We start from the raw sequence: 26,365 nt of genomic DNA, 5'->3' as shown, positions 1-26,365 counted from the left end.
CTGCGAAGATCAGATGTCAATCGCTGAAGCCGACCCGGCTTGCTTACGCAGCTCAAACTTCTGAATCTTACCCGTGCTGGTCTTGGGCAACTCCCCAAACACCACCGCTCGCGGCACCTTGAAGCCTGCCAGGTGCTGCTTGCAGTGCGCCACGATCTGCTCCGCCGTGACCTGGGCATCGGCTTTGAGCTCCACAAAGGCGCAAGGCGTTTCGCCCCAGCGCACATCGGGCTTGGCCACCACCGCCGCCGCCAGCACAGCAGGATGGCGGTACAGCACGTCTTCCACCTCGATCGATGAGATGTTCTCGCCACCCGAGATGATGATGTCCTTGCTGCGGTCCTTGATCTTGAAGTAGCCGTCGGGGTACTGCACTGCCAGGTCACCACTGTGGAACCAGCCACCGGCAAAAGCTTCTTGTGTGGCCTTGGGGTTCTTCAAATAGCCTTTCATGGTGATGTTGCCCTTGAACATGATCTCGCCCATGGTCTCGCCGTCTTGAGGCACGGGCTGCATGGTTTCGGGATTGAGCACGCGTACATCGCGCTGCAGGTGGTAGCGCACGCCCTGGCGGGCGTTCAGGCGAGCCCTCTCACCGATGTCAAGCGCATCCCACTCAGGGTGTTTGGGGCACACCGTGGCGGGGCCATAGACCTCGGTCAGGCCGTACACATGGGTCAAGTCAAAGCCCAACTGCTCCATGCCCTCGATCATCGAAGCCGGAGGCGCAGCGCCCGCCACCATGGCCTTGATGCCTGCGGGCACACCCGCCTTCATGGCCGCCGGGGCATTGACCAGCAGGCCGTGCACGATGGGCGCACCGCAGTAATGGGTGACGCCATGGTCGCGCATGGCGTCGAACATGGCCTGCGCATCGACCTTGCGCAAACACACGTTCACGCCCGCACGCGCCGCCACTGTCCACGGAAAGCACCAACCGTTGCAATGGAACATGGGCAACGTCCACAAGTAAGCTGCGTGCTTGGGCATGTCCCATTCCAGAATGTTCGAGATCGCATTCGTCGCCGCGCCCCGGTGGTGGTAGACCACACCTTTGGGGTTGCCCGTGGTGCCACTGGTGTAGTTCAAGGCAATCGCGTCCCACTCATTGGCGGGCAGGCTCCAGGCAAAGTTGGCGTCACCGCTGGCCACAAAGGCGGCGTAGGTGCAGGTGCCCAATTTTTCGGTGGGGCCGGAGTACAGCGCGTCTTCCACGTCAATCACCAACATGGGCCGGGTGGTCTGGCGCAGCGCCAATGCTTTTTTCATCACACCCGCAAATTCTGGGTCCACGATCACCGCCTTGGCCTCGCCGTGGTCGAGCATGAAGGCCACGGTCTCTGGGTCCAGCCGGGTGTTCAGGGCGTTGAGAACAGCCCCGGCCATGGGAATGCCAAAGTGCGCCTCCACCATGGGTGGGGTGTTGGGCAGCATCACCGCCACCGTGTCGTTCTTACCGATGCCCGCTTGCGTGAGGGCACTGGCCAGCTGGCGACAGCGGCGGTAGGTCGTGCCCCAGTCCTGACGCACATCGCCGTGCACAATGGCCAAACGTTGGGGGTAAATCTCGGCCGTGCGCTCGATGAAACTCAGCGGTGATATGGCCGCATGGTTGGCGGGGGTCTGGGGCAAGTCTTGGTCAAAGATGCTCACTTTGGTATCGGTCATGAAAAAGTCCTGTTGCGTCTGACGTTTGAATGATCCAGAGTTTGCCTGAGCTGGCGCTGAAAGCCATGCTGGTTTGCCCCGAAACCATACCAAACCGATCCTTCTTATCGGCGAAAATAGCCAAATGGCCATCCCCCAGTCTTTCATCCAAGAGCTGTTGTCACGCGTCGACGTGGTCGACATCGTGGGCAAGTACGTGCAGCTCAAGAAAGGTGGCGTCAACTTCATGGGCTTGTGCCCGTTCCATGGTGAAAAATCCCCCAGCTTCAGCGTCAGTCCCACCAAGCAGTTTTTCCACTGCTTTGGCTGCGGCAAAAACGGCAACGCCATCGGATTTTTGATGGAACACGCGGGCATGACCTTCATCGAGGCCGTGAAAGACCTGGCCCAGCAAACCGGCATGCAGGTGCCCGAAGAGCAGCAGTCGCCTGAAGACCGCGCCCGCGCTGCCGCCGCAAAAGCCAAGCAAGACAGCCTGAGCGATGTGCTCGAAAAAGCAGGTGAGGCCTACCGCGACCAGCTCAAGATCACACCGCATGCCATCGACTATCTCAAGGGACGGGGCCTGTCAGGCCAGATCGCCAAACGCTTTGGCCTAGGCTATGCGCCCGAGGGCTGGCGCAGTCTGGCCAGCATCTTTCCTAAATACGACGACCCGCTCTTGGCCGAATCGGGTCTGGTGATCGTGAACGAAGAAGACGACAAACGTTATGACCGTTTTCGGGACCGCATCATGTTCCCGATCCGCAACATCAAAGGCGAGTGCATCGGCTTTGGCGGGCGGGTGATCGGTTCGGGCACGCCCAAATACCTGAACTCGCCCGAAACCCCTGTTTTTCACAAAGGCCGCGAGCTGTATGGCTTGTACGAAGCGCGCGAAGCCCTGCACAGCGCAGGCTATGTGCTGGTGACCGAAGGCTATATGGACGTGGTGGCCCTGGCGCAGCTGGGCTTTGCCAACGCGGTGGCCACGCTGGGCACAGCTTGCACGCCCGACCATGTGCAAAAACTGTTCCGCTTCACCGACTCGGTCGTTTTCAGCTTTGACGGCGACGGCGCAGGCCGCCGCGCTGCACGCAAGGCGCTCGACGGGGCCCTGCCCTACGCCACCGATGTGCGCAGCATCAAGTTTTTGTTTTTGCCCGCAGAGCACGACCCCGACAGCTACGTGCGTGAATTTGGCCAAGAGGCTTTTGCCGAGCAGATCAAACAGGCCATGCCGCTGTCGCGCTTTTTGATTGAAGCAGCCAGCGCCGATTGCGACCTGCAAAGCGCCGAAGGCCGCGCCCGTCTCTCCAGCCAAGCCCGACCCTTATGGCAATTGCTGCCCGATGGCGCACTCAAGCAACAACTGCTGTCAGAGCTGGCGCAACTCATCCAGCTGGAAACCGCAGGCCTCGAAAAGCTCTGGGCCCAGCAAGCCGCCACAGACCAACGCTATGCGCCCGCAGCCCGTGGGCCAGGCGCTGGTGCCGCCCCAGCTTCCCAGGTGGCCACCAATTACGCTTTCAGCCGTGCCGTCAATCCTTCTGGGGATAGCGATCATCCATTTGAGCCCAGTTATGGCGCCCCGCCCGGTTGGGCAAGCGATAGCGGTTTTGCCCCAAGCGCTTCCACCTTTGACAAAACCTACAACGCAGGTGCCAACAACTGGCCCCGCAAAAACCCCAACTGGACGCCGGGCGGCAAGTTTGTCAACGGCAAGTACAAGCGTGAACCAGCACCTGTGTACACGGGCCCACGCACCGTGCCCGCCAGCCGGGCTGACCATGCCGCGCGTGTTCTGCTGGGCAATATGGCGCTGTGGGAAACGATAGGCGGCGAAGACCATGCCATGCTGTGTGCTCTGCCTGCACCACACGGCCCTTTGTTTGCCTGGCTCGAATCGCAATTTCACGAACAAGGGGCCTTGGGTTGGTCCACTTTGCGCGAGCAGATGCTGGGCCAGCCGTTTGCCGAAGAAGCCATACGATGGGTCGCGCAAGACAAAATGAACGTTGTGGCCGGTAGCGAAGAGGCCACTCCGCCCGATCTGCAAGAAGCCCGGCTTGAGCTGCGCAGACTGCTCAACATGCTCATGGTGGATCACTTGCAACAACTCAAGAACGCAGCCTTGGCCCAACACCAGGCCGGTGCAGACCCCGATGCACTGGCGCGTTACAGCAGCCTGGACAAACGTTGGCGCGAACTCAAGGCCGCAGCGGCCTTGATCTCTTCAGACTGAGGCTTATTTGCCCACCAGCTGATTGAACTTGTCGGCCTCAAAAGTTTCACGGGCTGCGCCCACACCCGGTACGGGGATCTGTTGCTGTTCACACAAAGCCTCTAGGGCTTTCCAGATCATCGAGATCTGTTGCTCCTGGCCAGCTGCGTTATCGATCAAACCCCGCAAAGCCTGACTGACCGGGTCGTCGTCTTGGGTGATGCCATAAGCGCTGAACTTGCGATCGGTTCCCGACACATCGGCGCTCTCACCTTGTTTGGAGGGAATGATGCGGGCCGGAATGCCCACTGCGGTTGCCCCAGCGGGTACGGGCTTGATCACCACGGCATTGCTGCCAATCTTGGCCCCATCGCCCACTTCAAAGCCGCCCAGCACCTTGGCCCCGGCGCTGACCACCACATCGCGACCCAAAGTCGGGTGACGTTTGGCTCCTTTGTAAAGTGAGGTGCCGCCCAAGGTCACGCCTTGGTAAATGGTGCAACCGTCACCGATCTCGGCCGTCTCACCCACCACCACGCCCATGGCATGGTCAAAAAACACCCGCTCACCAATCTTGGCTCCAGGGTGAATTTCGATGCCAGTCAAGCCGCGCGAGATGTGTGAAATGAAACGACCCAGCCACTTGAAACCGTGGTTCCAGCACCAGTGGGCTCTGCGGTGCAGGACCAAAGCATGCAAGCCGGGGTAGCAGGTCAGCACCTCCCAAGCGGTGCGTGCCGCTGGGTCACGGTCAAGAATGCATTGGATGTCGGAGCGAAGACGAGAAAACATAGGCACCGAGTCTATCGCTTGACTTGTTTGTTTGCGTCCGCTGCTTGAATCATGGCTTTAGCCACCCCGCGCAAGATATGGATTTCCTCCGGGCTGAGGTCTGCGCGGTTGAAAAGTTGGTTCAGACGGGGCATGAGCTTTTTGGGCGCAGCTGGGTCCAAAAAGCCAATGCCGGTCAGCGCCTGTTCCCAATGGGTCAACATACCGGCCACCTGCTGCGCGTCGGCTTTGTCAGCGGGGGCCACAGCATCCTGCACTGGAAAGCCACCCAGTGCCACGCGCCAGTCGTAAGCGATGACCTGGATGGCCGAGCCCAAATTGAGCGACCCAAACTGCGGATGGGTGGGAATTGACAATGACACATGGCAGCGGTAAACGTCCTCGTTTTTCATGCCAAAACGCTCAGACCCGAACAAGAAAGCCACGCTTTGTGCGGATGCTCCAGGTTGGGTCAGTTCTGCAAAGTGTTCGCGAGGCGAACGGGTGGGCGGGCCAAAATCACGCGGCGTCATGGCCGTGGCGCACAGATGGGTCACACCATCCAAGGCTTCTTCGAGCGTATCGACCACGCGGGCTTTGGCCAGCACATCGTTGGCCCCACTGGCGCGTTGGATGGTTTCTTCTTTGCGCAGCACATTGGGCCAGCGCGGGGCGACCAAAACCAACTCGTCAAAGCCCATGACTTTCAGGGCCCGAGCGGCGGCGCCCACATTGCCAGCATGGCTGGTTTCTATCAGGATGAATCGCGTTTGCATGCCCCGATTGTCCATGCTCAAGCGCACCCTCGCGGGCCTGCCTCTGCTGACCGTTACGCACTTATGACGAAGACCCCTGTTTTTCATGAGAAAATGCCACCCTTGCCGCCGCGATCGTGCGTGGGCCCACCCCGTTCTTCACACAATTCATGTCGTCCAATCTCCACCCCATGCTCAACGTGGCCATCAAGGCTGCACGCGCCGCTGGCGCCGTCATCAACCGCGCTGCCCTTGACGTGGAGGCGGTTCGCATTTCGCAAAAACAGGTCAATGATTTCGTCACCGAAGTCGACCACGCCAGCGAAAAAGTCATCATCGAAACCTTGCTGACCGCCTACCCTGACCACGGCATTCTGGCCGAAGAGTCGGGCCGAGAATTCGGTAACCCCCTCGCTGACCACATCTGGATCATCGACCCCCTAGACGGCACGACCAACTTCATCCACGGCTTCCCTGTTTACTGCGTGAGCATTGCCCTGCAAGTGCGCGGCAAGATCGAACAAGCCGTCATTTACGACCCCACCCGAAACGATTTGTTCACTGCCACCAAAGGCCGTGGTGCCTTCATGAACGATCGCCGCCTGCGCGTGAGCAAGCGCATCCGCCTGCAGGAATGCATCATTTCCACGGGTTTTCCGTTCCGCAAGGGCGACAACTTCAACCAGTACCTGCGCATGATGGGCGACGTGATGCAGCGCACCGCCGGCCTGCGCCGCCCCGGCTCCGCCGCGCTCGACCTGGCTTATGTGGCAGCCGGATTTACGGATGGCTTCTTTGAAACAGGTTTGTCGCCTTGGGACGTGGCTGCAGGCTCGCTGCTGGTGACCGAAGCCGGAGGCCTGATCGGCAACTTCACGGGTGAATCTGACTTTTTGGAACAAAAAGAATGCTTGGCCGGTGCGCCCCGCATTTACGGCCAGTTGGTCACCATCTTGGGCAAATACAGCAAATTCGCCAGCGCGGGCGACAAGGCCAATGTGCGCACCGCCGTAGACGCCCTGAGCCGCGAACGGACAGGCGACACGCACAACCCGGATGCAGAGCCCACCGAAGAGGGCGCACAGCCCCAAGAAGAACGCAAGGACGCGCCTTTTTAAACCCTCTACCAGGGCGCGGCAGCGCCCCAAAAAAAAGCACCCAAAGATGGGTGCTTTTTTTATAAGTCACAGCGCAGAAAAAAGGGAATCTTCGGCTTCGTCCAGTTTGGGCGGCAGGCGAACTGCCAGAACCTTGTCAATGGCACGGCCGTCCATGTCCACGATTTCTAACTTCCAACCTTCCCAGACCACCGAGTCGGCGACTTTGGGTAAAGTGCCGGTCAGCAGCATGATCATGCCGCTCAAGGTGTGGTAACGGCCACGCTCTTCTTCGGGCACCTCGTCCAAGCCCAGGCGGTCCTTGAGTTCCGGCACCGGAATGTGGCCGTCAAGCAGCCAACTGCCATCGTCACGCTGCACCGCCCAAGATGTTTCGGGGTCGCGCGGCTGGAACTCGCCTGTGATCGCCTCGATCAAGTCCTGCAGCGTGATGATGCCCTGCACCTCTCCGTACTCGTCGATCACAAAGGCCATGTGCACGTCCGACAACCTGAAGTTGTCGAGCAGCTCCATGCCGGTGATGGTCTCGGGCACATACAAAGGCGCTTGCAAACCCTGCTCTTGCAAGGATTGCGGATGCGAAGGGTCTTTCAGGGCGCGTGCCAGCCACTGGCGGGCATTGATCACGCCCAAGATGTTTTCAATGCCGCCTTGCACCACCGGAAAACGGGCGTGGTCTGAGTCTTCGATCAGGCGCAAGCTCTCTTCAAACGAGTCGTCCACATCCAGACACACGATGTCTGCACGCGGCACCATGAGCGAGCCGATTTGGCGGTCGTCCAAGCGGAACACGTTGCGCACCATGGTGTGTTCGTGCGACTCGATCACGCCGGCCGACGTACCTTCGACCAGCATGGCGTGGATTTCTTCCTCGGTCACAGGCGTACCCTTGGTCTCCTTCACACCCATCAAGCGCAACAAAGCGCGTGTCGAAGCCGACAACAAAATCACAAAGGGTTTGGTGGCCAGCGCCAGCAGATTGATGGGCCGAGCCACCAATCGGGCAAAGGTTTCGGGATAAGACTGGCCGATGCGCTTGGGCACCAACTCGCCCACCACAATCGAGAAATAAGTGATGGTCAAAACCACCAAGGCGGTGGCACCAAAACTGGCGTAAGCCTGAGGAACACCCAAGCTCACCAGCCACTGCGACAAGGGCTCAGCCAGTGCAGCTTCACCCACAATACCGTTCAAAACGCCAATTGAGGTGATGCCAATCTGGATGGTGGACAAAAAACGGGTGGGGTCTTCGCCCAATTTGACAGCCGCTGCAGCGCCGCTGTCGCCCTCATCAATCAACTTCTGAAGTCTGGCTTTTCTGGCAGTGACCAGTGCAATCTCAGACATGGCAAACAAGCCGTTCAGGAGGATGAGGGCAAAAAGTATCGCTATTTCCATACAAGGGGCTCGCTCGAGCCCTGGGAGTTTCGTTGCCACGATTGTAAAGAAGCCCGCACCTCACTCCCACTAAAATCAATACTAGCTTTCCAAACCCACTCCCGAACCCGGTGACTTTGACGCAATCTGGTCCCGTTCTTGATGCCCAACGACATGCCCCCTGCACCGAACCCCGCTGACCACGCCGGCCACACGCCCATGATGGTTCAGTATCTGGGCATCAAGGCGGAATTTCCAGACACGCTGGTGTTCTACCGCATGGGCGACTTCTATGAGTTGTTCTTTGCCGATGCCGAAAAAGCTGCAAGCCTGCTCGACATCACCTTGACACGCCGTGGCCAGTCGGCCGGGCAGCCCGTGATGATGGCGGGCGTGCCTTTTCATTCGATGGAAACCTATTTGGCCCGCTTGATCAAGCTGGGCGAGTCGGTGGCCATTTGCGAACAAGTGGGCGATGTGGCCACATCCAAAGGCCCGGTCGAGCGCAAAGTGGTGCGCGTGGTCACCCCCGGCACCCTGACCGACGCCGAGCTGCTCTCCGACAAAAGCGAAGCCATCTTGCTGGCCGTGCACCAAGCGGGCAAAAACCGCTGCGGCTTGGCGTGGCTGAGCGTCACCCAAGGCATGGTGCACCTGGCCGAATGCGCACAGGACGAGCTGGCCGACTGGATCGACCGCATCGCCCCCAGCGAACTGCTGGCCAGCGCGGGCATGACGCCCACGTTTGAGCAAAAACTGCGCGGCCTCAAAACCGCAGGCCGGGGCAACTGGTCACTGGCCTTGCGGCCGGATTTTCAATTTGACACTGGCTTGGGCCAGCGCAAACTGCTCGATCAGTTGCAGGCCGCGTCGCTCGCCGCCTGGAGCGCCGATGCCCTGGCCGATGCGCATGCCGCCGCTGCGGCCCTCCTCACCTATGCCGAACACACCCAGGGCCGCAGCCTGCCGCATGTGCAGCGGGTGCAGGTGCAGCGCTCGGACGCTCTGATTGACCTGCCCGCCAGCACCCGCCGCAACCTGGAGCTGACGCAAACCCTGCGCGGCGAAAGCGCTTCAGACTCGCCCACGCTGTTTGCCCTGCTTGACACCTGCATGACCGGCATGGGCAGCCGCCTGCTCAAAAACTGGCTGCTCAGCCCGCCGCGTGACCGCCAAACCGCCATTGAACGTCTGCAAGCTCAAGCTGTTTTGCGCGGCGACAGTGGATCGGGTGCCTGGAGCAGCCTGCGCGAACAGCTCAAAGGTGCGAGCGACGTGGAGCGCATCACCGCCCGCACCGCACTGCGCCAGGTCCGTCCGCGCGAGCTGGTGGCCCTGCGCCATGCGCTGGCGCGTGCGGCGGCGCTGTCGCTGCAATTGCAGGCACTGCAGCCCGAGCCCGACAGCCTGCTGGCCGGCATGGCCCGCTGGCTCACACCGCCCACCCATTGCGCTGAGCTGCTGCAGATGGCCCTGCTCGAAGAACCCTCGGCCTTGGTGCGAGACGGCGGTGTGATCGCAGACGGCCTGGACGCCGAGCTGGACGAACTGCGCGGCATACAAACCAACTGCGATGCGTTCTTGCTCGATCTGGAAACCCGCGAAAAAGAGCGCACCGGCATCGCCAACCTGCGGGTGCAGTTCAACAAAGTGCACGGTTTTTACATCGAGGTCACGCAAGGGCAACTGGACAAAGTACCCGACGACTACCGCCGCCGTCAGACCCTCAAAAACGCCGAGCGCTTCATCACGCCCGAGCTCAAAACCTTTGAGGACAAAGCCCTGTCGGCGCAAGAGCGCGCCTTGGCCCGCGAAAAATGGCTTTACGAAGGCCTGCTCGACCAATTGCAGCCCTTTGTGCCCGCGCTCACGGCTTTGGCTCAGGCCATGGCTTCGCTCGACGTTGTGTGTGCATTGACCGAACGTTCTTTGACACTCAACTGGTGCACCCCTGAATTCACCAAAGAGCCCTGCATCGAAATTCGCCAAGGCCGCCACCCGGTGGTCGAAGCGCGCCTGGCCCAGATCTCGGGCGCCAGCTTCATCGCCAACGACACGCTGATGGGCCCCAAGCAGAGATTGCAAATCATCACCGGCCCCAACATGGGCGGCAAATCGACCTACATGCGCCAAGTGGCACTCATCGTGCTTCTGGCCAGCATTGGCAGCCATGTGCCCGCCAGCCGCTGCCGCCTGGGTCCGATTGACGCCATCCACACCCGGATTGGTGCGGCCGACGACCTGGCCAACGCGCAATCCACCTTCATGCTGGAGATGACCGAAGCCGCGCAAATCTTGCACAGTGCCACGCCGCACAGCTTGGTGCTGATGGACGAAATCGGGCGCGGCACCTCCACCTTTGACGGCCTCGCCCTGGCCAGCGGCATCGCCACGCACCTGCACAACAAAACGCAGGCCTTTGCGCTGTTTGCCACGCACTACTTTGAGCTCACCGAGTTTCCGGCCACGCACACGGCGGCTGTCAATATGCATGTGAGCGCTGCCGAATCGGGCTCATCCATTGTGTTCTTGCACGAATTGCAAGCCGGACCCGCCAGCAAAAGTTATGGCGTACAAGTGGCGCGGCTCGCGGGCATGCCTGCGGCCGTGCTCAACCACGCGCGGCACGCGCTCAGCGCGCTCGAAGCTGGGGCCACCGAGAGCCGCCAGCAGGTGGACCTGTTCGCCGCCCCGCCCGAGTCCGAAGCCACAGGCCCCAGCCCCATCGAAGTGGCGCTGGCCCAAATCAACCCCGACGCTCTCAGCCCCCGCGAAGCGCTCGACGCCCTCTATGCCTTGCAGCGCATGCTGCCTAAAACTTAAAGAGCCCATTCATGACCTATTGCGTTGCCGTCAAAACCCGCGCCGGACTGGTGTTCTTGTCTGACTCCCGCACCAACGCGGGCCTCGACCAAATCAGCACCTTCCGCAAAATGATCGTCTATGAAAAAGCAGGTGATCGCTTCATGACGCTGCTGTCGGCAGGCAACCTGAGCATTTCGCAATCGGTGCGTGAAGTGCTGCAAATCGAAAAACTGGTCGAGCCCGGTCAAGACGAACCCCTGACCATCTGGAACGCCAAAAGCATGTTCGACGCCACGCGGGTGCTGGGCGCGGCCGTGCGCCGCGTGTACGAGCGCGACGCCGCTGCGCTGCGGGCTTCGGGTGTGGAGTTCAACGTGTCCATGATCTTTGGCGGCCAAATCGGCGGCGAAGGCATGCGCTTGTTTCAGGTGTATTCGCCTGGCAATTTCATCGAAGCGACCGAAGAGACACCCTACTTCCAGATTGGTGAATCCAAATACGGCAAGCCTGTGCTGGACCGTGTGATCACCCCCAACACCCCGCTGGACGAAGCCGCCAAATGCGCGTTGGTGTCGATGGACTCCACCCTCAAATCCAACCTGTCAGTGGGCCTGCCGCTCGACATGGTGGTCTACCAAGCTGGCAGTCTGCAGACCGACCGCATCATGTGCATCGACGAGCACAACCCCTATTTCAAAATGCTGCGCACAAGCTGGGGCGACAAACTGCGCCAGATGTTCGACAGCATCGAAGATCCCATGTGGAACGGCGGTGCGACCGACATCCCGCTCATGGTGCCCGCGCAGCGCAACACCTTGCTCAAGAAGATCACCACGCCTGAAGAAAAGTTGATCTGATGGCCGCGCGCATCATCTTCTCCCATGGCAACAGCTTCCCGGCCAGTACATACAGCGTGATTTTTAACAGCCTGCGCCAGCGTGGCTTTCAAGTCGATGCCATCGAAAAATTTGGCCATGACCCGCAATACCCCGTCACCAACAACTGGCCCCACTTGGTGCAGCAACTGGCCGACTTTGCCAAGGCGCAGCAAGGCGACGGCGAACCCGCCTTCTTGGTCGGCCACTCACTGGGCGGCATCTTGAGCCTGATGTGCGCCGCCCGCCACCCCGAGCTGGCCCGCGGTGTGCTCTTGATCGACTCACCCGTGCTGGGCGGCTGGCGGGCCACCACTCTCGGCCTGGCCAAACGCACTGCTTTGGTGGGCTCGGTGTCGCCAGGCCGCATCAGCCAAAAACGCCGCCACCACTGGCCCGATGCCCAAGCGGCGATGGAGAGCTTTGCGCACAAAAAATCTTTTGCCAGGTGGGACAGGCAGGTGTTGCAAGACTACATCGACCACGGCACGCACAACGAAAACGGCCAACGCGTATTGAGCTTTGACCGCGACATTGAAACCGCCATCTACAACAGCCTGCCGCACAAACTCGACAGCCTGCTCAAGCGTCATCCGCTCAAATGTCCGGTGGCTTTCATGGGTGGCACCCACTCGGCCGAAATGCGCCAAGCTGGCACCGACCTCACGCACAAAGTGGTCAAAGGCCGCATCATGATGATTGACGGCTCTCACCTCTTTCCCATGGAAAAGCCGCTGGCCACAGCCGCAGCAATCGAGGCCTCACTGCGCAACTTGGGTGTCTGAAACCCATGGCCTACACGCTGTTCTGAGCATACAAAAACGCCCACTGGGCCGTGTTGGCCTCTGTGGCTTCCCCTGAGCCTCAGTTGCCCGTGAATTGCGGTGCGCGTTTCTCCAAGAAATGCGCCACCCCCTCACGGAAGTCATCACTCGCGAAACTGAGGGCCATCTCCACGTTGGCCTGGCGGTTGTTTTCTGCCAGCGTCTGAAACGGCGCGTCATACTGCTGGCGCTTGATCACCGACATAGAGCGGGGCGACACGTTGTCCACCAAGTCACGCGCATAAGCATAGGTTGCAGCAGCCAAAGCGTCTGGGGCAAACACCTTGTTGACCAAACCCATGGCCTGCGCTTCAGGGGCCAACACTTTGCGGGCCGACAGCAGCAAGTCCATCGCGTTGGCCTGACCCACGATGCGGGGCAGCATCCAGCTCAAGCCGTGCTCGGCAATCAAGCCCCGCCTTGAAAACGCGGTGGTGAACACCGCGTTGTCTGCCGCAAACCGGATGTCGCAATACAAGGCGTGCACCAGCCCAATACCTGCGGTTGCGCCGTTCAGCATGCCGATCACCGGCTTGGGGATCGCCGGGTAATACCCGTAGCGCGTCTGGTAGTCGAGCCGCTGGTTCACATCGAAAGGTTTTGTCCAGGTCGTCGCCGTGATGTCACTCGGGTCCAGACCCTTGAGCAAATCCATGTCGGCCCCTGCGCAAAAGCCGCGTCCTGCACCGGTGAGCACGATGGCGCGCACACCCTCGTCTGCAGCGGCAGCGTCCATGGCCTGTCGCACCTCGCGCTCCATGATGGCGGTCCATGCGTTGAGCTTGTCGGGCCGGTTCAAGGTAATGGTCGCGATGCGGTGTTCGACGTTATAGAGGATGTCTTGGTAACTCATGGCTTGGCCTTTCAAAGAAGGATTGAACAACTCACACCGTGCGCTTGCCACGGGCCAAAAACGCTAGGGTCGCGGGCTGGTCCAACAGCTGCTGGCTCCAGCGCTTGAGCACCTTTTCCAGGCGCGGCGCAGCCACCCCCAGCTGCACCATGGCCACGCCGCCATTGACCGATTCGCTGTAATCGCAAATCAGCCCGTCACGCAACGCAAAGCGGCTGATGCCGTCGATCACCACCTGCCGCCCTGCAAACTCAGGCACCTTCGAGGTGAAGCTCGACAAAGACCTCGCATAGGCCAACTGCCCATTGCACACGGGCTCGAACATCTCCCAGCGGTAATCGGGCCCTGCATCGCGGTGGAACAGGTCGCTCATCATGTGGGCGATGTCGGCGCGGCCCGTGTGGTCGCCATAGATGTAGTCATGGTAGATGCCGTCTGGCGTGAAACACTGCGCAAAGGCCTCGCCATCGCCCGCTTCGGCGGCGGCCGAAAAACGCTGGAGTAATTCTTCAAACGCGGTTTGTTGCATGGTCTTGTCTCCTCTTTTTTTTAAATCAATCGGGCAAGAGCTCAGGCAATCGCTTGAGTGTGCGCACCTTGGACGCGCTGATGATGATGGCCTGCAGCCCAAAGCCCAGAACCACGCACCACAGGCTGACTGACACCGGAAAGCTCACCCCCACCACACCACCCAGCGCCGCACCCAGCGGGCGTGCGCCTGTACTGGCCACGATGTTGATCGACGTGACCCGCCCGATCATGGCCGCAGGCGTCACTGTCTGGCGCAAGGTGGTCGAGGTGATGGTCCAGATGATCGGCCCCGCTCCAAAGAAAAAGTAAGACAAGGCCGCCAACCAGCCATGCGGCCAAAACAAGGTCAGCGCCATGGTGACCGCCGCCAGCACCGAAAAATAAGGCCCCAACAAAATCGCCTGCCCAAACGGCAGCGCTCCCACCACACGCGGCGCCAGCAATGCGCCCACGATCATGCCCACGCCATACAAAGCCAGCGTCACGCCCACGCCACTCGCATCCAGCCCCAAATCGTGGATGGCATAGGGCACATAGGCCGCTTGCAGCATGAACCAGGAAATGTTCCAGGCAATCGAGCAAAACATCATGGGCCGAAGCAGATCGCTCTGCCACACCCACTTGGCCCCGTCTTGCAACTCCAGCAAAGGGTGGCGAGCCGGCATGGCTGCGCGTTCAGGCTCGCGGATGCCACGCAGGCACAACACCGCCGCCACCGACAACATGCCCGACAGCACAAAGGCCGCCGACGCACCGGTCCACGCGATCAAGGCCCCAGCCAAAGCCGGGCCTGCTGCAAAGGCCGCGCTGCGTGCCAACTCCAGCCGCCCATTGGCTTGGGCCAGTCCATCAACCTGTACCAAAGCAGGCACCAAGGAAGGCGCCGCCACACTGAAGGCCACCGTGCCCACCGCCGCGATGAAACCAATGATGGCCAAAGCCGCAATCGACACATGCCCCGTGACGATCAGCACCAGCAACAACAACAAAGCCAAGGCCCGCAGCGTCTCGGCCAGGGCCATCAAGCGTGTGCGCGAAGTGCGGTCGGCCAGCAGGCCCAGCGGCATGGACAGCAGCAAAAACGGCAACGATTGGATGGAGGCCAGCAAACCAATTTCACCGGGGCCAGCCTGCAGCAACAGCACCGCCACAATGGGCACAGCGGCCAGGCTCAGTTGCTCGGCCGACTGGGCCAGCAAATTGGACCAAGCCAGACGGCGAAAAGAGTTGGACAGGACGACAGGCATGCAGGGGTTTGTGAACCAACGCATCCGCAGGATGCGTCAAACAAGGGACTTCCATTCTGGGCGTGACCCAAAGCCCAGCATGTCGCCTAGGTGCACCCGATCAAGCCGCCCAGCTCACCAGCCCAAAGTAGCTGGTGCCCAGCACCACCAGACCGAACACGATCCGATACCAAGCGAACACCTCGAAGCTGTTGGTCGAGATGAACTTGAGCAGCCAGCGCACACACACCCAGGCGCTCAAAAACGAAAACACCAAGCCCACCGCAAACATCGGCGCGTCGGCCATGCTCAGCAAGGCGCGGTCTTTGTACAGGCTGTATGCGCCCGCGCCGATCAGTGTGGGAATCGCCAGGTAAAACGAGAAGTCAGTTGCCGCCTTGCGCGACATGCCCAGCAACATGCCGCCGATGATGGTCGCGCCGCTGCGGCTGGTGCCCGGAATCATGGCCAGGCACTGCACCAAGCCCACCTTCAAGGCGTCTTGCCAACGCATGTCTTCCACCTCGGCAATGTGCACCGAACGAGCCTGTCGGCGCTCGGCCCACAAAATGATGAAGCCACCCACGATGAAACTGGTGGCCACCACCTCGGGCGTGAACAAGTTCGCCTTGATGGCCTTGCCAAACAGCAAGCCCAAAATCACGGCAGGCACAAAGGCGATGAACACGTTCAAGGCAAAACGTTGGGCGTCTGCGCTGTGCGGCAAGGCGCGCACCGTGCTGCTGATCTTTTGCCAGTACACAATGATCACCGCCAAAATCGCGCCCGTCTGGATGGCGATGTCGAACACCTTGGCCTTGTCGTCGTCAAAGCCCAGCAAAGCCCCGGCCAAAATCAAATGCCCGGTGGACGAGATCGGCAAGAACTCGGTCAAACCCTCGACCACACCCATCACGGCGGCTTTCAGCAACAGCATCAAATCCACAAACGCTCCTCAAAAACTGGAGTGATTATCGTCTTTGTGCTGTCCCAGTTGCAGGGCGTGCTTGGCCAATCGGTCAGTGGTTTGGCCTTTTGAACGGCGCGGCCTTGCCGACCCATACTGCAGTGCCGCTATATTGCCTGTCATGCCACCGCCCTCCCTCCACTCAACCGCCCGCCTCGGCGCCTTCGCCATCGCCGCCGTTTGGTTGGCTGTGGCGGGGGTGCTGTATCTGGTGTTTGATCGCATGGAGCAAAACCGCCAGGCCAGCCTCAAGCCCTATGCCCTCAGCTCGGGCGATCTGGTCATTCCGCGCCAGCGCGATGGGCATTTTCATGTGGAGGGTGAAGTCAACCGCCAGCCGGTGCGCTTTTTGGTGGACACCGGTGCCAGCCATGTGAGCGTGAGTCAGGCGCTGGCCACCCAGGCCGGGCTGCCAGCGGGCCAAAGCATCACTTTGCACACTGCGAACGGCCAGCGCCCCGGCCAGCTGGTGCGCAGCGTGCCCGTGCGGGCGGGGCATCTGGTACTCAACGATGCCAGCGTCACCGTGGGCCTCACGGGCATGCCGCCCGAACAAGCGCTGCTGGGCCAGGCATTTTTGAAGCACTTTGACGTGGAAATCCGGCGCGACGAAATGGTCTTGCGTCAACGACCTTGAGGTTCGACAAACCCCGGGGGACCATTACCATCAGCGGCGCCATGGCTCCCGATGACCACCCCCACCCTGTCCGAATCCGCCGTCATCGCGCCGAAAGTGCCTGCGTTCATGGGTCCTTTGGTGGCCGTCATGCCCATGTCCCCAACCGTGAACAGGCGCATAGACCCGGGGCACATACACCACACGGGGCGGTGGTGGTGGCGGGGCGTAAATCACCCGAGGCGGCGGGCCATAAATCACCGGGCTGGGCATCCCTATCTGGGTGTACACCGGGAAATGGCCGATGCGCGAGTGCACCGACACAGACGGTTCCACCACCGAATGGGCGCAGCCCACCTGAGCCAGGCCCAAACCCAGCAGGCCGAGCAGCGCGATGGCTCTGGAGAATGACAATTTGAATGAACGCATGGCAAAGGTCCTTTGATGAGGTTGGCTTGTCTTGAAAGCAGGCTCCCTGCATGCTTAGCGCGCCAGACTGGCCATTGGTGCACCGCCAGCGCTTGACAGTGGTATCCATTCGTAACAGACCCGGCCAGCTCAAGCCTGCGCCAACCCCTAAAATCAAGCGCTATGACCTCCCCCACCGACAAAGTCCCTGAAGCCGACCACAAGGTCAGCAACTTCCTGCGCCAGATCATCGAAAAAGACATCGAGCAGGGCACCTACGCCAGCCGCCGCTGGGCAGGCAGCCCCGGCGACGCTGCGCACCACGCTGCAGGCGAGCCCGATCCAGCCAAGATCCGCACCCGCTTTCCGCCCGAGCCCAACGGCTATTTGCATGTGGGCCACGCCAAAAGCATCTGCATCAACTTTGGGCTGGCGCAAGAGTACGGCGGCGTGTGCCACCTGCGCTTTGACGACACCAACCCCGAAAAAGAAGACACCGAGTACGTCAACAGCATCATCGACGCCGTGAAATGGCTCGGCTTTGACTGGGCCCAACTCGGCCAGGCCGCAGGCTCAGCCGCGCCCTACCAAGCCAGTGACTACTTCGACTTCATGTACCGCGCAGCCGAAGCGCTGATTGAAGCTGGCCACGCCTATGTGGACGAACAAAGTGCCGAAGACATGCGCGCCAACCGGGGCGACTTTGGCAAACCCGGCGTGGACAGCCCTTTCCGCACCCGCACGGTGGCAGAAAACCTGGCGCGCTTCCGCGACATGCGGGACGGCAAGCTGGCCGATGGCGCTGCCGTGCTGCGCGCCAAGATCGACATGGCCTCGCCCAACATCAATATGCGCGACCCGGCCATCTACCGCATCCGCCGCGCTACCCACCACCACACGGGCGACACCTGGTGCATCTACCCGATGTACACCTTTGCCCACCCCATCGAAGACGCGCTGGAGCAAATCACCCACAGCATCTGCACGCTGGAGTTCGAAGACCAGCGCCCGTTTTACGACTGGCTGATGGAGCGCCTGTGCGAGTGCAAGCTGCTGGCCGCGCCCAGCCCCAAACAATATGAATTTGCCCGTCTGAACCTCACTTACGTCATCACCAGCAAACGCAAGCTGGCGCAACTGGTCAATGAAGGCAAAGTCAGCGGCTGGGACGACCCGCGCATGCCAACCATCGCGGGCATGCGCCGCCGGGGCTACACCCCGACAAGCCTGCGCCTGTTTGCCGACCGCATTGGCGTGACCAAAAGCGATTCCTGGATCGACTACAGCACGCTCGAAGGGTGCCTGCGCGAAGACCTGGAAAACAAAGCCCACCGCGGCATGGCCGTGCTCGACCCCCTCAAGCTGGTGCTGACCAACTGGGCCGAGGCCTTTGGCAGCGACGGCTACACCGAAGCCTGCACCCAACCCGCCCTGCCCCACAGCGCATTGCTTGATGGCCAAACGCCGCCTGCCGACCGCGCATTCAAGATCGGCAAGGAAGTGTGGATCGAGCGCGAAGACTTCGAAGAAGTGCCGCCCAAGGGCTACAAGCGCTTGTTCCCCGGCAACGTGGTGCGCCTGAAGGGCGGCTACGTCATCGAATGCACCGGCTGCGCACGCGACGCGGCGGGCAACGTTACAGAGGTGCATGCCAAAGTGATTCCCGGCACCAAGAGCGGCACGCCCGGCGCCGACAGCGTCAAAGCCAAAGCCGCCATCACCTGGGTGAGCGTGGCCGACGGCGTCAAGGCCGAGGTTCGCCTGTACGACCGCCTGTTTGCCGAAGCGCACCCCGACGCGGGCGGCAAAGACTTCTTGCAAAGCCTGAACCCGGACAGCCTGAAAGTGGTCACCGCGTATGTGGAGCCATCACTGGCCGGGGCGCAGCCAGACCAGAAGTTCCAGTTTGAGCGCTTTGGGTACTTTGTGGCGGACCGCCTGGATCATGTGGCGGGCGCCAAGCCGGTGTTCAACCGGGTGACGGGGTTGAAGGACAGCTGGGGTAAGTGATTCCTCAGCCGTGCCTGGAAGACACCCTGCGTTTCGAGCAGCGCCACCAAGCCATCATCGAGCGCTTTGGCCGGTACCCCCACCCTTTATTCCAAACTTGTGCCATCCTCGGCCGCCTATCCATGGCCGAGGAGCTGGCGTTTTTGAGTGAGCCGGGGTCGGGGTTTTAAATCTCGTACAGTGGCATTCGGATGCAACCATGCTACGCAACTCGGTTTTGCTAACGGCTTGAATTTCCATAAGCGCTGAACTTCGCTAAACTGACTTTCCACCGCCCTTTGGAGTCCCACATGCCAACCGCCAAGCAACTCTGCGATCAAGCATCACAACTGCCCCCCGAGGAACGTATGGCTTTGGTCGATCAGATCCTTGACACCTTAGATGCACGGGACGACTCCTTGGATGCGCAATGGGCACAAGAGGCCGAATCACGTCTTTTGGCCTATCGCCGAGGTGAGGTAAAAGCCATCCCCTTGAATGAAGTCATTGCCAAATACCAAGTCAAAACGGCATGAACGTGCGACTCTTGCCCGCAGCTCAATCCGAGCTGGACGAGGCGATCCGTTGGTACGCCCAACAAGCGCCAGGCTTGGGAGATTCGTTTTTGGTGGAGTTTCTTCGCACCATCCAACTCATTGAGCAACACCCACTTGGCTGGCATCCGCTTTCAAGCCAGACCCGCCGCTGCCGCCTGCGCAGATTTCCATACGGCGTCATTTACAACGTCGATCAGGACAGCGTTTTAGTGATCGCAGTCGCCCATTTGCACCGTCGCCCTGCGTATTGGCAAGGCCGGATGAACTGAACCTCCAAAATCTTTTCCATGCACATCACCACCCTTGAAGCCCTGCGCCAGCTCTACGGCCCCGCCCGCGAGCGCGCGCTCAAAAAAGAAATCCCGGCGCTGGAAGCGCATGCGGTGCAGTTCGTTGGCTTGTCGCCATTTGTGGTGCTGGCCAGCAGCGATGCGGGTGGGCACATGGACGCTTCGCCGCGCGGGGGCGAGCCGGGCTTTGTCAAGGTGCCCGATGCGCACACTTTGCTGCTGCCCGATGCACCAGGTAACAACCGGCTGGACACGCTGGAGAACATCATCGCCACCGGGCGCCTGGGCTTGTTGTTCATGGTGCCGGGCTTTGACGAGACCTTGCGCGTCAATGGCCGCGCCGTGTTGTCCACCGACCCGGCCGATCTGGCGCTGTGCGCCGATGCGCGGCGCGCACCCGTTGTGGTGATTCGCGTGGCAGTGGAGTCGGTGTATTTGCACTGCGCCAAGGCCTTCATGCGTTCGCAACTTTGGGACGCCTCTCGCCAGGTCGACCGAGCGCAGATGCCCAACATGACCGAGATGCTGCGCGACCAGATCAAAGCCTTTAAAGGCGAAGAGATCGAGACCGAAACCCACGCCCAGATGATGGCGCGTTACCGGCAATCGCTCTAAGGCCCGCCGGGCGGCGGCACGTCCCGCCCCAACATCCGCTGCCCTAGCCATGACAAACCAGCCCCCACATCCATGCGGCGGCTTTGCTGCTGCGCGACAGGATGGGTCTGGCCTGCTTGCAGCGGTGGGCCAATGTCAAAAGAAAACACATAGGCGGGCTCCTGGCCCATGCGCAAGTCGGTGATCACCAAGCGCCCGTTGGCGTGAGCCACCTTATAAAACCCATCGGTGAACCGCGCCAGGCGCTGCAACTGCGGGTGGTCGGCGTTTTGCGCGGCCAAGGCTGCACCCCGCTCATGGGCCACAAAGCGCATGGCCCTGCTGCCGTCCATCAGGGCGTAAAAACCTTCATGTAAGCGATCACCATCGATCGCCACCACGCGCCACACCAAAGTGCTCAAGGGCGCGGGTGTGACCAAAAGTTGCTGGCTTGGCAAGCCTTGGGCCTGCAAGGATTGGCGGGCGTGTTGCGTCACGCCCCATTGCGCCAGCGCGCTCCACGCCAAATAAACGGTGCTGAAAGCCAGCGCCCAACCATTGATGGCCAAGGCGCGCCCCACGGTTTTGACACGCAACGCCGCAATCACCCCCGCCAGCAAAGGCAGTGAATACACCGGGTCGATGATGAACATGCTGCCCAAACCATAGGCCTCGTCGGTGAAAGGCTGGAACACCTGTGTACCGTAAATCGTCATCAGATCCAGCAAAGGGTGCGTGACCAGCGCCAGCCACAGCGCCCAGAACCAACGGCCAGACAAGCGGGCTTGGTTGTGGATGCGACTCACCACCCAGGCCATCGGAAACGCAAAGAGCGTGAGCAGCAGCAAAGCATGGGTTTCCGCGCGGTGGCGGATCATGTTCAAGATCGGGTCGCCATGGTCCAGCAACACATCCAGATCGGGCAGCAACCCCGCCACACCGCCCCACAAGACCGACTTCCACAGCGCGTTGCGCCGCCCCATGACGGCCACCCCGATCGAGGCGCCCAAAAGAACTTGTGTAACAGAATCCATGAGGCAAAGGGGAAGAAAGGGAAAAGCTGGCTTGATGAGAATCAAGAGGTTAATGGCTTTTGCAAACCCTGATCACCGGGGGGCCGTTGCGGGTGCAGACCCAGCCGCACCCAGGTTGCTAAGCTGGCGTGATAATTCAGCAACTTTTTTAGCCAACTGCACCTCCAACGCCATGTCCCAAATTGCCGCCGACACCGCCACCGTTCCCACCCCCATGCTCTGGACCGATTCGCTCAATACAGGCGACGCCCGCATGGACGATACGCACCACGAGTTCATGGCCATGGTCAACCAGATTTTGGCCACGCCCGAAGAAGACCAATTGCCGGTTTACAAAGCGTTTTTGAACCACACCGTTGAGCACTTTGCGCAAGAAGAACGCTGGATGCTGGCGACTGGGTTTTCGGCCGACAACTGCCATGCCGAACACCACGCCACCATTTTGGAGACCATGCGCGTGGTCGAGGCCCATTACCTCGACACCGACAAAACCATCATCACCCGCATGGCCGAAGCCTTGATCGAATGGTTTCCAGGCCACGCCGCCAGCATGGACGCAGGCTTGGCCGCACACCTCAAGTCAGTGGGTTTTGACAGCGTGACCGAAACCCTGGCCGACCCCTCGGCCATCCAAAACGTGACCATGTCTGGCTGCGGCAGCGTCAGCTGCAGCTAAAGCCCAGCTCAATAAGCAAAAAACCCCATGACAAGCCCGAAAGCCCGTGATGGGGTTCGGGTTAAAGATCACTCCACCGTGATCTTTTCGTCTTTCACAATTTTGGCCATGGCCGGAATTTCTAAGCGCATCCATTGCGCAAATTGATCGGGCGTCATGGCTGACGGCTCTGCACCCAAAGTGGTCAAACGCTCTTTGATGTCTGGCAAGGCAGCAATGCGTTGAACCTCGGCATGCAGCTTGTCAACGACCGCCTTCGGTGTGCCAGCTGGGGCCAGTAAGCCCTGAAAACTGCCGGTCAAAAAGCCCGGCAGGCTCTCGGCCACGGTGGGCGTAGCGGGCATTTGCGCATTGCGTTGGGTGCTCGAGATGGCGATCAATTTGATCTTGCCCGCCTTGACATGCGGGTAGGTGGCCACCATGCCGTTGAACATGACATCCACCTGCCCGCCGATCAAATCGGTGATGGCTTGGGCGCCTCCTTTGTAAGGCACATAGCCCCACTCAATGCCGTTGCGCTGGGCATACGTGACGCCCGCTAAGTGCGATGCGCTGCCCATGCCTGCAGCCACAGCGTAGTTGAGCTTGCCCTTTTGGCTTTTGGCATAAGCGACCAATTCGGCAGGCGTGTTGGCCGGCACTTTCGTGCTGACCGCCAACAAATGGGGCGAATAAGCCACCATGGCCACAGGCGCAAAGTCTTTCTCGACGTTGAATGGCAACTTGAACAAGGCCGGGCTGATCACCAGATTGCCCACGTCCATCAGCACCAAGGTATAGCCGTCAGCAGGAGATTTAGCGACCAGATCAGCGCCCAAATTGCCACTGGAGCCGGGACGGTTTTCCACCACCACGGCTTGCCCCCAGCTTTCGGTGATTTTTTGCCCAAAAAGACGGGCCAACACATCCGAGGTGCCACCCGCTGGAAACGGCACCACGATTTTGATGGGTTTGTTGGGGTAAGGCGCAGCAGCGGTTTGCGCGTGCGCCGCAGACCCGAATGTCCATAAAAGGCAAGCCCCTAAGGCTGCAAAAGTGGTTTTTGACAGGTTCATGGTCTTTACTCCAGTTTGATGTTGATTTTTTAGGTGATGGGGGCCGGATTGAACAGCACCAACGCATTGTGCAGTTTCCAATGTTCGGCCCAAGTTTGACGGCCGCTGGACACATCCAGCAACATGCGGAAAAGTTCCCAGCCGGCTTCTTCGATGGTGATCTCACCATCGGCAATGCGGCCAGCGTTCATGTCCATCAAGTCGTGCCAGCGGCGAGCCAGGTCGGTGCGCGTGGCGACCTTGACCACGGGGCAAGCCTGCAAGCCATAAGGCGTGCCCCGCCCGGTGGTGAACACATGCACGTTCATGCCGGCGGCCAATTGCAGCGTGCCGCAAATAAAGTCGCTCGCAGGCGTGGCGGCAAAGACCAAGCCTTTTTGATCGGCCTTGAGTTTGTCGCCCGGCGCCAGCACGCTGGCAATCGCCGAGCTGCCGCTCTTGATGATCGAGCCCATGGCTTTTTCGGCGATGTTAGACAAGCCCCCCGCCTTATTGCCGGGCGTGGTGTTGGCGGTGCGGTCTACGCGGCCACGTTCCAAATACTGGTCGTACCAGCCCAGCTCACGAACAATGTCTTCGGCCACTTGGGGTGTGGCAGCACGGCTGGTGAGTTGCTCTACCGCATCGCGCACCTCGGTGTTTTCCGAAAACATCACGGTGCCCCCAGAGCGCACGATCAGATCGGCCATGAAGCCCACGGCCGGGTTGGCCGTCACACCCGAAAAAGCATCGCTGCCGCCACACTGCACACCCACCACCAAAGCGCTGGCAGGCACGGTCTGGCGACGGCGAGCGTTCAGGCGCTGCAGGTGCGGGCGGGCGCTTTGCACAATGTGATCGACCATGGACATGAAGCCCACATGCGCATCGTCTTGCAGGCACACCCAATCAGGCCCTTGGCCCGGGTCACGTTCATCGTGGATGGGAAAACTGCCCGGCGGCAGCAAGCGCTCGGGCTGCAACTTTTCGCAGCCCAGGCTCACCACCATCACCTCGCCACCAAAGTTGGGGTTCAGGCTGATGTGGCGCAAGGTGCGGATCGGGATCTCGGCGCCCGGTGCATCGATGGCCACGCCGCAGCCATAGCTGTGCTCCAAGCCCACCACACCATCCACATTCGGAAACAGGGGCAACAACTCCCGCTCAATGCGCTCCACCGCGATCTTGACCACACCCGCCACACATTGCACCGTGGTCGTCAGCGCCAGCAAGTTGCGGGTGCCGACCGAGCCATCTGCGTTGACAAAGCCCTCAAAGGTGAAGCCTTCCAACGGGGTTTGCGGCGCAGGCTTAACTGTGGCCATGGGCAGACCGTGCAGAGCGCGTGCTGGCGGAATGTCGAGCAAACGCTCGTGCACCCAGCTGCCTGCCGGAATGTCTTGCCGCGCATAGCCCACCGGCACGTTGTAGCGCAGCACAGCTTGGCCTTGGGCCAGATCCACCAAGGCCAACTTGTGGCCTTGCGGCACCTTGTCGCGCAAAACCAGCCCTTGGGCCACGCCTTCAGGCATGAGCGTGCCTGCAGTCAAGCCACCGTCATTGGCGATGATGGCCACATTGTCATTTGGGTGCATGCGGATAGCCAAGGGTCGGGCGTGGGTGGTCATGGTCAACTCAAAAGCGGGGTTGCTTGCCCTTGAAGGACGGGTCATATCGGCGTATTTGCCCTAGGTGATCGCGGTTGCGAATGCGGCAGTGCAGGTCGGTGTCGTGCAAGCGTTCCAATGTGGTGGGGTCAATGCTCACCCCCAGCCTATGCGAGCGGGGCACGCGCAGGCTGCCGATTTCAAACTGCAGGCGGCCGCCTAGCACCAATTCTTCGTCTTGCCAGGGGTCATGGGTGTCGCAGAACGGCGCATGCGCCCCCGACAGGATGCGCAACATGCCGTCGCGTTCCGCCACGGGTATGACACGCATGCAGCCAATCGTGAGGGCTTTCATAGGGGCCGATGGTTGCCAACGTCGTGACACCTCGGTTCAAGTTGAAGAGATTGGTGCATGGAAGACACCTTTCAGGTGGAGATGCGGTGGAGGCCTTCACGCCAAGTCAACGCCTCGTCGGAAAGTGTGAAGCCCAAGCCTGGCCTATCAGGCAGCATCATCCGACCGTTTCGAATTTGGAGCCGCTCATTGAAGGCTGGCTCCAACCATTCGATGTGCTCCACCCATGCCTCATGTGGATAGGCACAAGCCAGGTGGATGTGGATTTCCATCACGAAATGCGGGGCGAGCTTGAGCCTGGCCAAATCGGAGATGGTGGCGATTTTCAGGAACGGGGTGATCCCCCCAATGCGGGGCGCGTCGGCTTGCATGAAGGTCACCGAGCGGTGTCGGACCAGTTCCGCGCACTCGGCAAGACTGCTGAGCATCTCACCGCTCGCGATGGGCGTGTCCAGCCGCTCCGAGAGCATGGCATGCCCAGCGTAATCGTAAGCACTCAGGGGCTCTTCCAACCAAACCAAACCCAATTCATCGAGTTGGCGTCCGGCCCGCAACGCAGTGGTGAAGTCCCACTGTTGGTTGGCATCTACCATCATCGGCACGTCTTCGCCGACGTGTTCTCTGACCGCCCGCACGCGTGCGATGTCAAGCTTCAAGTCAGGCTGCCCCACTTTCAGCTTGATGCCACCGAGGCCAAGTGCAAGCGACCGGTCAACATTGCTCAACACCTCGTCCAGTGAAGACGACAGATAACCGCCAGACGTGTTGTAGCAGGGCACATCGTTGCGGTGTGCGCCGAGCAACTTGCCGATGGATTTACCGGCACGCTTGGCTTTCAGGTCCCACAGAGCCACATCGAAGGCGGCAATGGCTTGCGCAGTGACCCCGGTACGCGCTACCGATGCGCCAAGCCATGCCATCTTCTCCCAAAGACGACCAATGTCGTCCGGATCCTCACCGATCAACTCCCCCGCGATGTCCTTGGCATGTGCCAACATGGCATGCCCCCCCGCCCGCAGGGAGTAGCTGAAGCCGAAACCCTTCTCCCCGTGGCGAGTCTCAATTTCTGCGAGCAGAAGATCAACATGGGTCAGGGGTTTTTGACGTCCGGTCGATACCTTTGCATCGCTCACAGCCTGAGGCAACGGTACTCGACACAGCGAGACCTCCACGTGTTGGACAGGGTCTGTGTTCATAGGATTTTCGGATCGCGCTTGAGATCTTGTGGAGAG

The 26,365-nt window shown here is 60.5% G+C and carries 25 protein-coding genes and 1 pseudogene; 12 read left to right on the top strand and 14 right to left on the bottom strand.

The window, feature by feature from the left end; genetic code table 11:
* Positions 1–9: 9 nt before the first annotated feature.
* Positions 10–1,668 (bottom strand): acyl-CoA synthetase, encoded by a 1,659-nt coding sequence (locus tag Q1M54_RS04020; RefSeq protein WP_300554262.1) that lies wholly within the window; start codon positions 1,666–1,668, stop codon positions 10–12.
* A 124-nt stretch (positions 1,669–1,792) separates the two neighbouring features.
* On the opposite strand from Q1M54_RS04020, the gene dnaG reads away from it, so the two are divergent.
* Positions 1,793–3,892: a DNA primase gene (gene dnaG / locus Q1M54_RS04015; protein ID WP_300554259.1), complete on the top strand. Its 2,100-nt coding sequence runs from the start codon at positions 1,793–1,795 to the stop codon at positions 3,890–3,892.
* 3 nt (positions 3,893–3,895) lie between these two features.
* Here the strand turns inward: dnaG and cysE are convergent, their stop codons facing one another.
* Together cysE and Q1M54_RS04005 are read right to left on the bottom strand one after the other, a co-directional pair.
* Complete coding sequence (gene cysE / locus Q1M54_RS04010) at positions 3,896–4,663, bottom strand: serine O-acetyltransferase (protein ID WP_300554256.1); 768 nt, start codon at positions 4,661–4,663, stop codon at positions 3,896–3,898.
* Positions 4,664–4,674: 11 nt separating this feature from the next.
* Complete coding sequence (locus Q1M54_RS04005) at positions 4,675–5,418, bottom strand: RNA methyltransferase (RefSeq protein ID WP_300554253.1); 744 nt, start codon at positions 5,416–5,418, stop codon at positions 4,675–4,677.
* A gap of 149 nt (positions 5,419–5,567) precedes the next feature.
* On the opposite strand from Q1M54_RS04005, the gene Q1M54_RS04000 reads away from it, so the two are divergent.
* A complete protein-coding gene (locus tag Q1M54_RS04000; protein ID WP_300554250.1) occupies positions 5,568–6,515 on the top strand; it encodes an inositol monophosphatase family protein in 948 nt (315 codons plus the stop codon).
* Positions 6,516–6,581: 66 nt separating this feature from the next.
* On the opposite strand, the gene Q1M54_RS03995 is transcribed toward Q1M54_RS04000, so the two are convergent.
* Positions 6,582–7,913: a hemolysin family protein gene (locus tag Q1M54_RS03995; protein WP_300554247.1), complete on the bottom strand. Its 1,332-nt coding sequence runs from the start codon at positions 7,911–7,913 to the stop codon at positions 6,582–6,584.
* Positions 7,914–8,054: 141 nt separating this feature from the next.
* On the opposite strand from Q1M54_RS03995, the gene mutS reads away from it, so the two are divergent.
* Genes mutS through Q1M54_RS03980 form a run of 3 tightly spaced genes read left to right on the top strand, consistent with a single transcriptional unit; the run spans position 8,055 to position 12,357 of the window.
* Positions 8,055–10,715, top strand: a complete 2,661-nt coding sequence (mutS, locus tag Q1M54_RS03990; protein WP_300554245.1) for a DNA mismatch repair protein MutS — start codon at positions 8,055–8,057, stop codon at positions 10,713–10,715.
* 11 nt (positions 10,716–10,726) lie between these two features.
* Entirely contained in the window at positions 10,727–11,554 is an 828-nt protein-coding gene (locus tag Q1M54_RS03985) for a proteasome-type protease (RefSeq protein WP_300554242.1), read from the top strand.
* On the top strand, positions 11,554–12,357 hold the full coding sequence (locus Q1M54_RS03980; protein ID WP_300554239.1) for an alpha/beta hydrolase: 804 nt from the start codon (positions 11,554–11,556) through the stop codon (positions 12,355–12,357). The genes Q1M54_RS03985 and Q1M54_RS03980 overlap by 1 nt, the downstream gene beginning before the upstream one ends.
* Before the next feature lie 79 nt (positions 12,358–12,436).
* Here the strand turns inward: Q1M54_RS03980 and Q1M54_RS03975 are convergent, their stop codons facing one another.
* The 4 genes from Q1M54_RS03975 to Q1M54_RS03960 form a co-directional block, all read right to left on the bottom strand.
* A complete protein-coding gene (locus Q1M54_RS03975) occupies positions 12,437–13,249 on the bottom strand; it encodes an enoyl-CoA hydratase (protein ID WP_300554236.1) in 813 nt (270 codons plus the stop codon).
* Positions 13,250–13,280: 31 nt separating this feature from the next.
* Positions 13,281–13,778, bottom strand: a complete 498-nt coding sequence (locus Q1M54_RS03970; protein WP_300554233.1) for a nuclear transport factor 2 family protein — start codon at positions 13,776–13,778, stop codon at positions 13,281–13,283.
* A gap of 25 nt (positions 13,779–13,803) precedes the next feature.
* A complete protein-coding gene (locus Q1M54_RS03965; RefSeq protein WP_300554231.1) occupies positions 13,804–15,027 on the bottom strand; it encodes an MFS transporter in 1,224 nt (407 codons plus the stop codon).
* A 100-nt stretch (positions 15,028–15,127) separates the two neighbouring features.
* Positions 15,128–15,952 (bottom strand): undecaprenyl-diphosphate phosphatase, encoded by an 825-nt coding sequence (locus Q1M54_RS03960; RefSeq protein ID WP_300554229.1) that lies wholly within the window; start codon positions 15,950–15,952, stop codon positions 15,128–15,130.
* 142 nt (positions 15,953–16,094) lie between these two features.
* On the opposite strand from Q1M54_RS03960, the gene Q1M54_RS03955 reads away from it, so the two are divergent.
* Complete coding sequence (locus Q1M54_RS03955) at positions 16,095–16,610, top strand: retropepsin-like aspartic protease (protein WP_300554226.1); 516 nt, start codon at positions 16,095–16,097, stop codon at positions 16,608–16,610.
* Positions 16,611–16,640: 30 nt separating this feature from the next.
* On the opposite strand, the gene Q1M54_RS03950 is transcribed toward Q1M54_RS03955, so the two are convergent.
* On the bottom strand, positions 16,641–17,018 hold the full coding sequence (locus Q1M54_RS03950) for a hypothetical protein (RefSeq protein WP_300554222.1): 378 nt from the start codon (positions 17,016–17,018) through the stop codon (positions 16,641–16,643).
* Between the two features lie 162 nt (positions 17,019–17,180).
* On the opposite strand from Q1M54_RS03950, the gene Q1M54_RS03945 reads away from it, so the two are divergent.
* The 5 genes from Q1M54_RS03945 to Q1M54_RS03925 all read left to right on the top strand — a co-directional run bounded on the left by Q1M54_RS03945 (position 17,181) and on the right by Q1M54_RS03925 (position 20,448).
* Positions 17,181–19,007 (top strand): glutamine--tRNA ligase/YqeY domain fusion protein, encoded by a 1,827-nt coding sequence (locus Q1M54_RS03945; RefSeq protein ID WP_300554219.1) that lies wholly within the window; start codon positions 17,181–17,183, stop codon positions 19,005–19,007.
* On the top strand, positions 19,004–19,177 hold the full coding sequence (locus Q1M54_RS03940; protein ID WP_366146248.1) for a DUF924 family protein: 174 nt from the start codon (positions 19,004–19,006) through the stop codon (positions 19,175–19,177). Before Q1M54_RS03945 ends, Q1M54_RS03940 begins: the two co-directional genes overlap by 4 nt.
* Before the next feature lie 120 nt (positions 19,178–19,297).
* On the top strand, positions 19,298–19,522 hold the full coding sequence (locus tag Q1M54_RS03935) for an addiction module protein (protein ID WP_100117630.1): 225 nt from the start codon (positions 19,298–19,300) through the stop codon (positions 19,520–19,522).
* A complete protein-coding gene (locus tag Q1M54_RS03930; RefSeq protein WP_300554216.1) occupies positions 19,519–19,812 on the top strand; it encodes a type II toxin-antitoxin system RelE/ParE family toxin in 294 nt (97 codons plus the stop codon). The genes Q1M54_RS03935 and Q1M54_RS03930 overlap by 4 nt, the downstream gene beginning before the upstream one ends.
* 18 nt (positions 19,813–19,830) lie before the next feature.
* A complete protein-coding gene (locus Q1M54_RS03925) occupies positions 19,831–20,448 on the top strand; it encodes a pyridoxamine 5'-phosphate oxidase family protein (protein ID WP_300554213.1) in 618 nt (205 codons plus the stop codon).
* Here the strand turns inward: Q1M54_RS03925 and Q1M54_RS03920 are convergent.
* The gene (locus tag Q1M54_RS03920) at positions 20,445–21,461 is read right to left on the bottom strand and encodes a metal-dependent hydrolase (protein WP_300554211.1); all 1,017 of its coding nucleotides are present in this window, start codon (positions 21,459–21,461) and stop codon (positions 20,445–20,447) included. The genes Q1M54_RS03925 and Q1M54_RS03920 overlap by 4 nt on opposite strands.
* A gap of 172 nt (positions 21,462–21,633) precedes the next feature.
* Between Q1M54_RS03920 and Q1M54_RS03915 the strand changes: the two genes are divergently transcribed.
* The gene (locus Q1M54_RS03915) at positions 21,634–22,137 is read left to right on the top strand and encodes a hemerythrin domain-containing protein (protein ID WP_300554210.1); all 504 of its coding nucleotides are present in this window, start codon (positions 21,634–21,636) and stop codon (positions 22,135–22,137) included.
* 68 nt (positions 22,138–22,205) lie between these two features.
* Here the strand turns inward: Q1M54_RS03915 and Q1M54_RS03910 are convergent, their stop codons facing one another.
* From Q1M54_RS03910 to Q1M54_RS03895, 4 genes and pseudogenes are all read right to left on the bottom strand, one after another.
* The gene (locus Q1M54_RS03910; RefSeq protein ID WP_300554208.1) at positions 22,206–23,192 is read right to left on the bottom strand and encodes a tripartite tricarboxylate transporter substrate binding protein; all 987 of its coding nucleotides are present in this window, start codon (positions 23,190–23,192) and stop codon (positions 22,206–22,208) included.
* A gap of 29 nt (positions 23,193–23,221) precedes the next feature.
* Positions 23,222–24,799 carry a galactarate dehydratase gene (gene garD, locus Q1M54_RS03905; RefSeq protein WP_300554206.1) on the bottom strand — a complete coding sequence of 526 codons (1,578 nt, stop codon included), beginning with the start codon at positions 24,797–24,799 and terminating at the stop codon, positions 23,222–23,224.
* A 7-nt stretch (positions 24,800–24,806) separates the two neighbouring features.
* Positions 24,807–25,040: pseudogene (locus Q1M54_RS03900) on the bottom strand (glucarate dehydratase); the annotation flags it as partial.
* Between the two features lie 164 nt (positions 25,041–25,204).
* Positions 25,205–26,329, bottom strand: coding sequence for a mandelate racemase/muconate lactonizing enzyme family protein (locus Q1M54_RS03895; RefSeq protein WP_300554201.1), 1,125 nt, complete (start codon positions 26,327–26,329; stop codon positions 25,205–25,207).
* Between the last annotated feature and the right edge of the window lie 36 nt (positions 26,330–26,365).

Origin of the sequence: Limnohabitans sp. Rim8 (assembly GCF_943326455.1) — a bacterium.
GTDB lineage: Bacteria > Pseudomonadota > Gammaproteobacteria > Burkholderiales > Burkholderiaceae_C > Limnohabitans_A.
The sequence above is the reverse complement of the archived record's forward strand: the minus strand, read 5'-3'. Positions and strand labels throughout refer to the sequence as shown.

Coding starts and splice junctions, on each gene's coding strand:
- Q1M54_RS04020 (WP_300554262.1), bottom strand. CDS start 1,668: ATGACCGATACCAAAGTGAGCATCTTTGACCAAGACTTGCCCCAGACC.
- dnaG (WP_300554259.1), top strand. CDS start 1,793: ATGGCCATCCCCCAGTCTTTCATCCAAGAGCTGTTGTCACGCGTCGAC.
- cysE (WP_300554256.1), bottom strand. CDS start 4,663: ATGTTTTCTCGTCTTCGCTCCGACATCCAATGCATTCTTGACCGTGAC.
- Q1M54_RS04005 (WP_300554253.1), bottom strand. CDS start 5,418: ATGCAAACGCGATTCATCCTGATAGAAACCAGCCATGCTGGCAATGTG.
- Q1M54_RS04000 (WP_300554250.1), top strand. CDS start 5,568: ATGTCGTCCAATCTCCACCCCATGCTCAACGTGGCCATCAAGGCTGCA.
- Q1M54_RS03995 (WP_300554247.1), bottom strand. CDS start 7,913: ATGGAAATAGCGATACTTTTTGCCCTCATCCTCCTGAACGGCTTGTTT.
- mutS (WP_300554245.1), top strand. CDS start 8,055: ATGCCCAACGACATGCCCCCTGCACCGAACCCCGCTGACCACGCCGGC.
- Q1M54_RS03985 (WP_300554242.1), top strand. CDS start 10,727: ATGACCTATTGCGTTGCCGTCAAAACCCGCGCCGGACTGGTGTTCTTG.
- Q1M54_RS03980 (WP_300554239.1), top strand. CDS start 11,554: ATGGCCGCGCGCATCATCTTCTCCCATGGCAACAGCTTCCCGGCCAGT.
- Q1M54_RS03975 (WP_300554236.1), bottom strand. CDS start 13,249: ATGAGTTACCAAGACATCCTCTATAACGTCGAACACCGCATCGCGACC.
- Q1M54_RS03970 (WP_300554233.1), bottom strand. CDS start 13,778: ATGCAACAAACCGCGTTTGAAGAATTACTCCAGCGTTTTTCGGCCGCC.
- Q1M54_RS03965 (WP_300554231.1), bottom strand. CDS start 15,027: ATGCCTGTCGTCCTGTCCAACTCTTTTCGCCGTCTGGCTTGGTCCAAT.
- Q1M54_RS03955 (WP_300554226.1), top strand. CDS start 16,095: ATGCCACCGCCCTCCCTCCACTCAACCGCCCGCCTCGGCGCCTTCGCC.
- Q1M54_RS03950 (WP_300554222.1), bottom strand. CDS start 17,018: ATGCGTTCATTCAAATTGTCATTCTCCAGAGCCATCGCGCTGCTCGGC.
- Q1M54_RS03945 (WP_300554219.1), top strand. CDS start 17,181: ATGACCTCCCCCACCGACAAAGTCCCTGAAGCCGACCACAAGGTCAGC.
- Q1M54_RS03935 (WP_100117630.1), top strand. CDS start 19,298: ATGCCAACCGCCAAGCAACTCTGCGATCAAGCATCACAACTGCCCCCC.
- Q1M54_RS03930 (WP_300554216.1), top strand. CDS start 19,519: ATGAACGTGCGACTCTTGCCCGCAGCTCAATCCGAGCTGGACGAGGCG.
- Q1M54_RS03925 (WP_300554213.1), top strand. CDS start 19,831: ATGCACATCACCACCCTTGAAGCCCTGCGCCAGCTCTACGGCCCCGCC.
- Q1M54_RS03920 (WP_300554211.1), bottom strand. CDS start 21,461: ATGGATTCTGTTACACAAGTTCTTTTGGGCGCCTCGATCGGGGTGGCC.
- Q1M54_RS03915 (WP_300554210.1), top strand. CDS start 21,634: ATGTCCCAAATTGCCGCCGACACCGCCACCGTTCCCACCCCCATGCTC.
- Q1M54_RS03910 (WP_300554208.1), bottom strand. CDS start 23,192: ATGAACCTGTCAAAAACCACTTTTGCAGCCTTAGGGGCTTGCCTTTTA.
- garD (WP_300554206.1), bottom strand. CDS start 24,799: ATGACCACCCACGCCCGACCCTTGGCTATCCGCATGCACCCAAATGAC.
- Q1M54_RS03895 (WP_300554201.1), bottom strand. CDS start 26,329: ATGAACACAGACCCTGTCCAACACGTGGAGGTCTCGCTGTGTCGAGTA.